Raw genomic sequence first — 8,654 nt, forward strand, 5'->3', positions numbered from 1 at the left:
GATCGAGGAGGCTGTCACCCGTCAACTGCGCCGCAGCTTCGGCACAGTGACGTTCACCCCGCGGCTGAGGGAGGCGAGACACCCGCATCCGTCCGTGATGCAGGTAGGGGATGTGCGCGTGCAGATCCAGTTGCTGTCGTCAGAGGGCTATCCGCAGTGGCCCACCGAGATCGTCGATATCGAGCAGCGCTACAGCGACGCTCCACCCGCGCGTCTACGAGTACTCACCCCCGCAGCGTTCGTCGCGTCGAAGTTGTCTTCGTGGAACGACCGGGAAGCCCCACGAGACCTTTACGATCTCTGGGCACTCGCTGAGGCCGGCTACATCGATGCGACCGCATCCGAGGTATTCGGGCGGTGGGGTCCGTACACGAGAGCTTCCAAGGTGTCCTTCGCGCACCTTCCATCGGCCGCCGAATGGAGTGCATCGCTTGACCACCAATGTCTCCCGGCCGTTACCCCCGAGGGGGCAGCCAGCAGGGTGCGCGACGCATTGCGGAACCTCTGACCGACGACGCTCGCGTGCCACTTGACATCACGATTTGCGAGGCCATCGGCGATCGAACCACGAGCAGGCAAGGATCCATGACCTCGCGGGCAGCATGTGTCACTCCGGCTCAGTCGTCGATGGCGACGGATCTCGCTCTCACGCGCAGATAATGGGACCGATGCTCCATGCGATGAGGTGGGTGGTCGTGAGCGCAGCGATCGTCGGCGCGTCGATCGCGTGCGCGGGCTGCGCGCCCTCACCAATCGATTCCAGGCTCTGGCTGCAGCTCGATCGTCAGGGGAACGTCGTCTACGGAGTCATCGGTGACCGCAATCTCGCGGGATCTGACCCGAAGAGCTTCATCGAGTCGCTCGGCGGCGTTACTGACTACTGGGATGGAGGCTCGGTTCCCGACTTCATCGACCCTACCGTCGGCGCGACCGTCTTCTACAACGTGTCCGAAAGTGCCGATAGGTTCGATGACCCGGTGGTGGAGTTTGATCTGTTCGTTACCTCCGGGCACCGTCCGGGCGGCAGCTCCGACACAGGCGGATGGTTTGCGCAGTCTCAGTCGTCCGTTTACACCTGCTATCGGCTTTCGGTGACCTTCGTGGCCGGCAGCGTGTGGGATCACAGTCGCTCCCATGACTATGGCGAGGACAGACTCGTCTGTCCTCAGGAGCCTGTGGACGCTTTGGGTGATGGCGCTCAGTATCGGGAGCCGTGGGAGTTCGACGGATGACACCTGACCTCTCCCCCGCGGTTCCCAACACGCAGCTCGATGGGCCAACGTGAACGAAGAGCTGCCAGCACTGCATCCTTCCGATTCGCACACACAGCGGGACGCCGAGGTGCTCATCATCGCCGCCCTCAGCGAGCGACTCGACGTCGCGCTCACAAAGACGTCGATCCCCACGGGTAACGGCGGACGTGTGGAGTTGGATGGCGCCACCGAGGATCTCAGCATCCTGGTCGAGGCCTACGCCCATCAAGGAGCCCTGCGTGGCAGCCAACCCAAGAAGCTCGCGACGGATGCCCTGAAGCTCACCTGGATTGGTCGTCAGCTTGGTGCGAAGCGACTGATCCTGGCTGTCGCAGATGAGGAGGTCGAGTCGTATCTGCAGAGACCGACGGCATGGCTTACGCAGGCGCTGCGGGATCTCGGAGTTGAGGTCATCCGCGTTGACCTCGATCGGGCGACAGCCCGCGCAATCCGCATGGCTCAGTCCGTGCAGTTTCGGTAGCCGGATGCCTCCACAAGCACGCCTGCTGCGGCCCAGTGACTGACGCCTACCACCGAGCCGATCACGTCACCCGCTCGAACACCATCGTCGCCTGGATGCGGTCACCGCCACCGAACCCGGAGCTGCCGGAAGATGCCGTGCTGATGGTGTGGAGCCGGTATCCAAGCGCCGCCTGCTTGTTGATGACCTTCTCCAGCTCTGTGAGGTTGCCCGAACCCGAACCGAAGAACTTCTCTTTCAACACGACTTGGAGCACGACGTAGCTCGCACCCGTCGGCGCGGGCCTCGGCTGCGCGCCCGACACCGCATCGGCCTGAGCCCGACTGATCATTCCGGCCACACCCGGCTCCTTCGGTGGTGGTGGCTGAACCTCCTCGGTCCACTTCTCGCCGTCCCACCACCGCGTGGCGCCGGAACCGTCGTCGTACCAGCCCGCTTGCGCGTTCGCCATGACTACCCCGTCTCTGGTTGAGCCGCGTGGGCTCCGTCTTGTTGCGCTTACGCTAGCGGGCGGCGGATGCCACGTGGGTGCCAGTCTCGGAGGCATCCGACACCGCCCACACCCGCGTCGCCTTAACAGGAGGGCGTTCTTCACGAGGCGTCCAATGCATGGGGGTCGAGTGCCGACGGATCACATCAGGAGATCCCAGATGCTGTGTGGCCCGTTCTCCTTGCCCTCGTGCGCGTTGACGTGACACCGATACTCGGGGTCGGCGCGTGGAACATACACGGCGGGTGTGCCGGGGGGTGGATTCTTGGCGGCCTCTCGACGTGCTCTCGCGAAGATGTCCTCCTCGTGGGGCTGAAGTTGGCTCGCGCCGTGGAACACGAACACCAGCGAGCCATCCGCCATCCCTAACGCGGCGAGGAGCGTCATGTCTCCCGGAAGCGAAACTCACTCGCCCGCCCGGGCCATGAATATCGCGAGGCCGTTGAGCATGCCGGGCGGCGCGGGCGGAATCCACATGATCTTGTCGGCATCTTTCTCAGCCTTCACATTGAGAACAATGTCGTCTGATGGCGTCAGGATCCGCGTGACCAGGATTAAGCCATCACTACTGGGATTGGGTCGTTCCCAGCGGTCAACTATGCGCGACACGCCCAGCTTCGTGGCCTCGGCATACTCGTACTGCAGACGCCAATCGCCGGATGCATGGAACGAGTACTTCGAGTTCCCCCCGTTCCACTCGTCGCGAACCGATAGGTAGAGATCTGAGGTTGTAGATGCCGTCCAGAGGCGCCACACCGCTGCATGAGCTTCGTTTGTCCCCAGCGCGAAGCGGATCGCCGAACCGGCCCTTGAATTGGGACATCCCGGGTACTTCCGTCGGAGTAGCTGATCGTGACCGCGCCGACCTGATCAGGCTTTCGTGACACGATTGGCCCTCATCTCCCAACGACTTCGTCCGACTCACGGTCCACCGTAGACGCTCACGGTGGCTTAGCGTGTTCGCTAACATCCTGGGAAATCCGCCCAGCCCGTTTCTTGCAGGCGAGGTTGGCGGAGCACGAACGCGGAGCCCTGGAGGTTCACCGCCCCACACACACCGAAACACCCACGAAACGTGATAGCCATGAGCAATCAATGATTGCCCCCTAGCATCGCGGTGTGACGAACGCTGACGAGTTCACCCTGCGCCCGCGCGTGGAGGAGTTTCTGGCGTCGGGGTGCACGGAGCTGCTGATCGGCGGCGACTGGCTCCCGGCATCCGATGGCGCGACCTTTACCACCATCGACCCGGCCACCGGATCCGCCCTCGCCGAGGTGGCCCGCGGCACGGCGCCGGATGTCGATAACGCCGTCCGCGCCGCGAAGGGCGCTCTGCGCTCGGCGGCCTGGCGCGAGATGCGGCCCGCCGACCGCGGCGCGCTGCTGTGGCGCATCGCCGACCTCATGACCGAGCACCTCGACGACCTCGCGCAGCTCGAGACGCTCGACCAGGGCAAGTCGCTGCGCACCTCACGGTTCGGTGAGGTGCCGGCGGCGATCAACCAGTTCCGCTACTACGCGGGCTGGCCGACGAAGATCCTCGGCGACACGATCCCCACGTCGCTGTCGCGCACCCCTCCCGGCAAAGAGGTCTTCGCCTACACGCGCCGCGAACCCGTCGGCGTCGTCGGCGCGATCGTGCCGTGGAACTCGCCGCTCATCATGACGGCCATGAAGCTCGCCCCCGCCCTCGCCGCCGGCTGCACGATCGTGCTCAAGCCCGCCGAGAACACCCCCCTCCCCGCGATCTACCTCGGCCAGCTGATGCTCGAGGCGGGCTTGCCCGCCGGGGTGCTCAACATCGTCACCGGGTACGGTCACGAGGCCGGGCAGGCGTTAGCGGAGCATCCGGATGTCGACACGATCGCCTTCACGGGCTCCACCGCCGTCGGCAAACGCCTCGTGCAGTCGGCCGGCGCGCGCCTGGCCCGCCTCACCCTGGAACTCGGCGGCAAGTCACCGTCGATCATCATGCCCGACGCCGACCTGCCCGCCGCGATCGAAGGCGTCTCGCGCGGCATCTTCGACAACGGCGGCCAGGTGTGCGTCGCGAGCGCCCGTATCTACGCGCACCGGGATGTCTACGACGACGTCATCGCCGGCATGGCCGACTTCGGCACCGGCCTGCACCTCGGGCACGGCCTCGCCGAGGGCACCGACCTCGGGCCCCTCGTCAGCAAGGCGCAGGCCGATCGCGTCGCGGGGTACGTCGACGAGGGCCGCGCCGAGGGGGCGCGGGTCGTGAGCGGCGGCATCCGTGAGGGCGACACCTTCTATACGCCCACCGTGCTCACCGACGTGACCCCGCAAATGCGTCTCATGCGCGAAGAGATCTTCGGACCCGTCGCGGTCGTCACCCCGTTCGACGACCTCGACGAGGTGGTCGGGTGGGCCAACGACTCCCCGTACGGGCTGGCCGCGAGCGTCTGGACCGAAGGCCTCAGCAACGGACACCGCATCGCCGCGCAGCTCGAAGCCGGCACGGTGTGGGTCAACTGCCACTCCTTCCTCGGCCCCGAACTGCCCAAGGGCGGGCACAAGGAATCGGGCTGGGGCTACGAAAACGGGCCGCAGGGCCTGGAGAACTATCTGGAGACCAAGACGGTGGTGATGGTGCTGTGACCGCTCATTCCTCCGGGCGCATATTGCTCGGCGCGTTCGAGATGATGAACCCCAACAACGGGATGCCGACCTGGACCGACCCGCGCGGCCGCGGCGACGACTGGGACAAGCTCGACTACTGGCTCAGCCTCTCCCGCACCCTCGACGAGGCGGGCTTCGACTTCCTGTTCTTCGCCGACACCTACGGCTACGCCACCCTCGGGGGACGGATGCCGAGCGAGGTCGCCGCGCACGGCATCCAGTTCCCGGCCCTTGACCCGATGCTCGCGATTGCGGCGCTTGCCCACGCGACCAGCGAACTGGCGTTCGTCGTGACCTCGCCGACCACCGTCGAGAAGCCCTACGGCACGGCCCGGCGCTTCGCGACCCTCGACCGGCTCACCGGCGGACGCATCGGCTGGAACGTCGTGACCGGCTCCTCCCAGGCCACCACCGACGAGCTGTTCGGGGTCACGCAAAAGCTCACGCACGACGAGCGGTATGACGCCGCCGACGAGTTCCTCGACACGTGCCTGCGGTTCTGGGAGCACTCCTGGGACGAGGATGCCGAACTCCGCGACCGCGCCACCGGCACGTATGCCGAGCCGAGCATGCTGCACCGGGTCGAGGTCGACGGGACGTACCAGCGGGCCGCCGGCATCTTCGCTGTTCCGCCCACACCGCAGCGCACCCCGGTGCTCTTCCAGGCCGGCACGTCCGATCGCGGCCGGGCCTACGCCGCCCGCAACGCCGAGGCCGTCTTCATCCAGGGGCAGTCGATCGCCACCGCCGCGGCGCATGTCGCCGACATCCGCGAGCAGGCGGTGCGGCAGGGTCGCCGGCCCGAAGACGTCAAGGTCATCAGCGGCATGACCGTGACGGTCGCACCGACCGAGGCCGAGGCGCGCGAGCTGCGAGCCCAGTATGAAGCGGTGCTGGGGCTGGATGACGCCGCGGTGATGTTCGCCGGCATCACCGGCATCGACCTCACCGGCATCGACCCCGACACCCGCGTCGCTGACCTCCACACCGACCTCGGACAGACCCTCATCAATCGCTACGCACGCACCGATCCCGACATCCGGGTGCGTGCCGTGCTCGACCAGTTCCGCACGAAGGCGATCCGCGGGTTCCAGATCACCGGATCGCCCGAGCAGGTCGCCGACGAGATCATCGCGACCGTCGACGGGTCGGGGCTCGACGGCCTCATGCTCGAGCCGACCTTCGGCGGGCCCGCGTCGTACGAGGCGTTCATCGAGCTGGTGCTGCCGATCCTCGTCGAGCGCGGCCGTGCGGGACGTCCCTCGGGCCCGACCCTGCGCGAGCGCGTCAGCGGCTCGCCGCGCCTCGCCCCCACGCACCGCGCGCACCGCCTCACCGCCTCGGATGCCTCGCCCGAGGCATCCGTCACCGACCCGCTCGCGGCGACTGCCCCATGACCCCCCTTCGTTTGCCCCAAAACGCACCGCATCCCACCAGCACACGGCGTGTTGCGGCAAGCGAAGGGGGGCTGCAGAAACACCATAACGCCGAGACGCCACCCCCAACCCGAAGGACTGCACGTATGAAAGCCGAAGCCGTCGAGGCGGTGATCCGCGGGCTCAAGCGCGCCGGGGTCTCCGTCGCGACCTACCTGCCCGACTCGCTCCTGAAGGAGCTGTACCCCGCGCTGGATGCCGACCCCGACATCCGGACGATCCCCGTCACCAACGAGGGCGAGGGCGCCGCGATCGCCGGGGGCGTGTTCCTCTCGGGCAAGCGCGCCGTGCTCGTCATGGAGAACTCGGGACTGCGCGCCGCGACCGAACACCTCGCGCGCCTGGGCCTGGGTGCCGGCATCCCGGTCGTCATGATCATGAGCTACCGGGGCGAGCTCGGCGAGAACAACTGGTGGGCGATCCCCCACGGCATCACGATGGAGCCGCTGCTCGGGGCCCTCCGCACCCCGTACCGCATCGTGCGCGAGGTCGACGAGATCGAGCAGGCCATCGTGGATGCCTATGAAACGGCCTACTCGTCGTATTACCACGCCGCCATCGTTCTGGGAGGAGGGCTCGTTCGATGAGCTACAGCAGATTCGAGGCCATGGAGCTTCTCGGTAAGCGCCTCACCGACGATGCTCTCGTCATCCTCTCCCTCGGCGGCGCCGTCGACGAGTGGTACAACGCCGCCCCGCACATGCGCGAGGCGAGCCTGTTCCAGCAGCAACTCGGATGCGTCAGCGGCGAAGCCTTCGGCCTGGCTGTCGGCCTGCCGCACCGACAGATCGTGTCGCTCGACACCGACGGCGGATTGCTGTTCAACCTCGGCATCCTCGCCACGCTCGGCAACGAACAGCCGCAGAACCTCTTCATCGTCGTGTGGGACAACGAGCAGTACCAGTCGATCGGCGGGCCCGCGACCCACACCGCGAAGGGACGCGTCGACCTCGCCGCGATCGCCCGCGGCGCCGGTGTCGACAAGGCATTCACGGCGCACACTCTCGAGGAGTTCGACGCGCACTGCGCCGCCGGCCTTGCCGCGACCGAGCCGTACATCGTGGTGGCCAAGACCGACGGCATTTTGCAGCCCGGCATCAAGCGCAAGCACTCGGACGGCCGCGAAGACAAGTACATCTTCGTGCGCCACGTCGAGAAGATCGAGGGCGTCACGATCATGGGCCCCAGCGAGCACAACTGATGGGCCGCGGCTGATGGGCATCGTCGCGGCCCCGACCGGCGCCTACGACTACCTCGTCGTGGGCGCCGGAGCTGCCGGATGCGTGCTGGCCGCGCGCCTCAGTGAGAACCCCGACGCGCGCGTCCTGCTGATCGAGGCGGGCCCCGATCATCGCGGGTTGCGCGAGATCCTGGATGCCGCACACTGGGATGCCCTCATCGGCGGGCGCTTCGACTACGGCTACCGCTCGGCACCGACTCCGCACGTGCTGGGGCGCGCGATCGCGATGCCCCGCGGGCGCGTGCTCGGCGGCAGCTCGTCGACCAACGCGATGCTCTGGTACCGGGGCGCCCGCGCCGACTACGACGCGTGGGCGGATGCCGGCGCCACCGGCTGGGGCTACGACGACCTTCTCCCCTACTTCCGCCGCTCCGAGACCCGGCCCGGCGGCGACCCCGCCTACCGGGGCCTGGACGGACCGGTGCGCGTCGCTCCGCTGTCTCGCGTGCATCCGATCGCGACCGCGCTGCTCGACGCCGCCGCCGCCCGAGGACTGCCCGTGCTGGATGACGCCAACGGCCCGTCGAACGAAGGCGCCGTGTTCGCCGACTACAACGCGGTTGAGGGCCCCGACGGATCGTTCGAGCGTTGGAGCACCGCCCGCGCCTACCTCGAGCCGGCGCTGACGCGGCCGAACCTCGACGTGCTCGTCGACAGTCCCGTGCACCGGATCGACCTCGACGGTTCCCGCGCGACCGGCGTCACGCACCTCATCGACGGTCGCGAAGTGACAACGTCCGCCGACCGCATCGTGTTGACTGCCGGCGCCTTCGACACCCCGCGCCTGCTGCAGTTGTCGGGGATCGGGGATCCGGCGCGACTGGCTGCGGCCGGCATCCGTGCCCACCACGCCCTGCCCGGTGTCGGCGAGAACTTCCAGGACCACCCGCTCGTGCTGGGCGTGAACTTCCGCGCCCGCGACGGGCTCGGCCCCGTGATCGGCAACGGCGGCGGCACGATGCTCAATTGGCGGAGCTCCTACGCCGAGCGCGGACCCGACCTGCACACCGTCATCGCCCACGGCTCCCGCGGCGACGAAGCACTGCACGCCCGCTACGACCTCGGCGGCGACCGGATGTTCGCCCTCGTACCGGGCCTCTATGTCTCGCGC

At 67.5% G+C, this 8,654-nt stretch carries 11 protein-coding genes; 8 read left to right on the forward strand and 3 right to left on the reverse strand.

Going from position 1 to position 8,654, the window contains the following annotated elements:
- From Q1V87_RS09825 to Q1V87_RS09835, 3 genes are all read left to right on the forward strand, one after another.
- A partial coding sequence (locus tag Q1V87_RS09825) for a nucleotidyl transferase AbiEii/AbiGii toxin family protein (protein ID WP_300592113.1) occupies window positions 1–508 on the forward strand: 508 nt, incomplete at its 5' end.
- Between the two features lie 187 nt (window positions 509–695).
- The gene (locus Q1V87_RS09830) at window positions 696–1,232 is read left to right on the forward strand and encodes a hypothetical protein (protein ID WP_300592115.1); all 537 of its coding nucleotides are present in this window, start codon (window positions 696–698) and stop codon (window positions 1,230–1,232) included.
- 49 nt (window positions 1,233–1,281) lie between these two features.
- Complete coding sequence (locus Q1V87_RS09835; RefSeq protein ID WP_300592116.1) at window positions 1,282–1,734, forward strand: hypothetical protein; 453 nt, start codon at window positions 1,282–1,284, stop codon at window positions 1,732–1,734.
- Window positions 1,735–1,795: 61 nt separating this feature from the next.
- Here the strand turns inward: Q1V87_RS09835 and Q1V87_RS09840 are convergent, their stop codons facing one another.
- From Q1V87_RS09840 to Q1V87_RS09850, 3 genes are all read right to left on the reverse strand, one after another.
- Window positions 1,796–2,185: a DUF2510 domain-containing protein gene (locus tag Q1V87_RS09840; protein WP_300592118.1), complete on the reverse strand. Its 390-nt coding sequence runs from the start codon at window positions 2,183–2,185 to the stop codon at window positions 1,796–1,798.
- Between the two features lie 180 nt (window positions 2,186–2,365).
- On the reverse strand, window positions 2,366–2,611 hold the full coding sequence (locus Q1V87_RS09845) for a hypothetical protein (RefSeq protein WP_300592120.1): 246 nt from the start codon (window positions 2,609–2,611) through the stop codon (window positions 2,366–2,368).
- An 18-nt stretch (window positions 2,612–2,629) separates the two neighbouring features.
- Entirely contained in the window at window positions 2,630–2,980 is a 351-nt protein-coding gene (locus Q1V87_RS09850) for a hypothetical protein (protein WP_300592121.1), read from the reverse strand.
- A gap of 363 nt (window positions 2,981–3,343) precedes the next feature.
- On the opposite strand from Q1V87_RS09850, the gene Q1V87_RS09855 reads away from it, so the two are divergent.
- From Q1V87_RS09855 to Q1V87_RS09875, 5 genes are all read left to right on the forward strand, one after another.
- The gene (locus tag Q1V87_RS09855; RefSeq protein ID WP_300592123.1) at window positions 3,344–4,846 is read left to right on the forward strand and encodes an aldehyde dehydrogenase family protein; all 1,503 of its coding nucleotides are present in this window, start codon (window positions 3,344–3,346) and stop codon (window positions 4,844–4,846) included.
- Window positions 4,843–6,264, forward strand: a complete 1,422-nt coding sequence (locus Q1V87_RS09860) for an NtaA/DmoA family FMN-dependent monooxygenase (protein WP_300592125.1) — start codon at window positions 4,843–4,845, stop codon at window positions 6,262–6,264. Before Q1V87_RS09855 ends, Q1V87_RS09860 begins: the two co-directional genes overlap by 4 nt.
- Window positions 6,265–6,389: 125 nt before the next feature.
- Entirely contained in the window at window positions 6,390–6,890 is a 501-nt protein-coding gene (locus Q1V87_RS09865; protein ID WP_300592127.1) for a thiamine pyrophosphate-binding protein, read from the forward strand.
- Window positions 6,887–7,504, forward strand: a complete 618-nt coding sequence (locus tag Q1V87_RS09870; RefSeq protein WP_300592129.1) for a thiamine pyrophosphate-dependent enzyme — start codon at window positions 6,887–6,889, stop codon at window positions 7,502–7,504. Before Q1V87_RS09865 ends, Q1V87_RS09870 begins: the two co-directional genes overlap by 4 nt.
- A 13-nt stretch (window positions 7,505–7,517) precedes the next feature.
- Window positions 7,518–8,654 (forward strand): GMC family oxidoreductase N-terminal domain-containing protein (locus tag Q1V87_RS09875; RefSeq protein ID WP_300592131.1); only part of this gene is annotated, 1,137 nt, incomplete at its 3' end.

This window comes from Microbacterium sp. (genome assembly GCF_030149085.1).
GTDB lineage: Bacteria > Actinomycetota > Actinomycetes > Actinomycetales > Microbacteriaceae > Microbacterium.

What these genes read in the sequence shown, in the direction of transcription:
- Q1V87_RS09870 (WP_300592129.1), top strand. Translation starts at nt 6,887, where the DNA reads ATGAGCTACAGCAGATTCGAGGCCATGGAGCTTCTCGGTAAGCGCCTC.
- Q1V87_RS09865 (WP_300592127.1), top strand. Translation starts at nt 6,390, where the DNA reads ATGAAAGCCGAAGCCGTCGAGGCGGTGATCCGCGGGCTCAAGCGCGCC.
- Q1V87_RS09840 (WP_300592118.1), bottom strand. Translation starts at nt 2,185, where the DNA reads ATGGCGAACGCGCAAGCGGGCTGGTACGACGACGGTTCCGGCGCCACG.
- Q1V87_RS09845 (WP_300592120.1), bottom strand. Translation starts at nt 2,611, where the DNA reads ATGACGCTCCTCGCCGCGTTAGGGATGGCGGATGGCTCGCTGGTGTTC.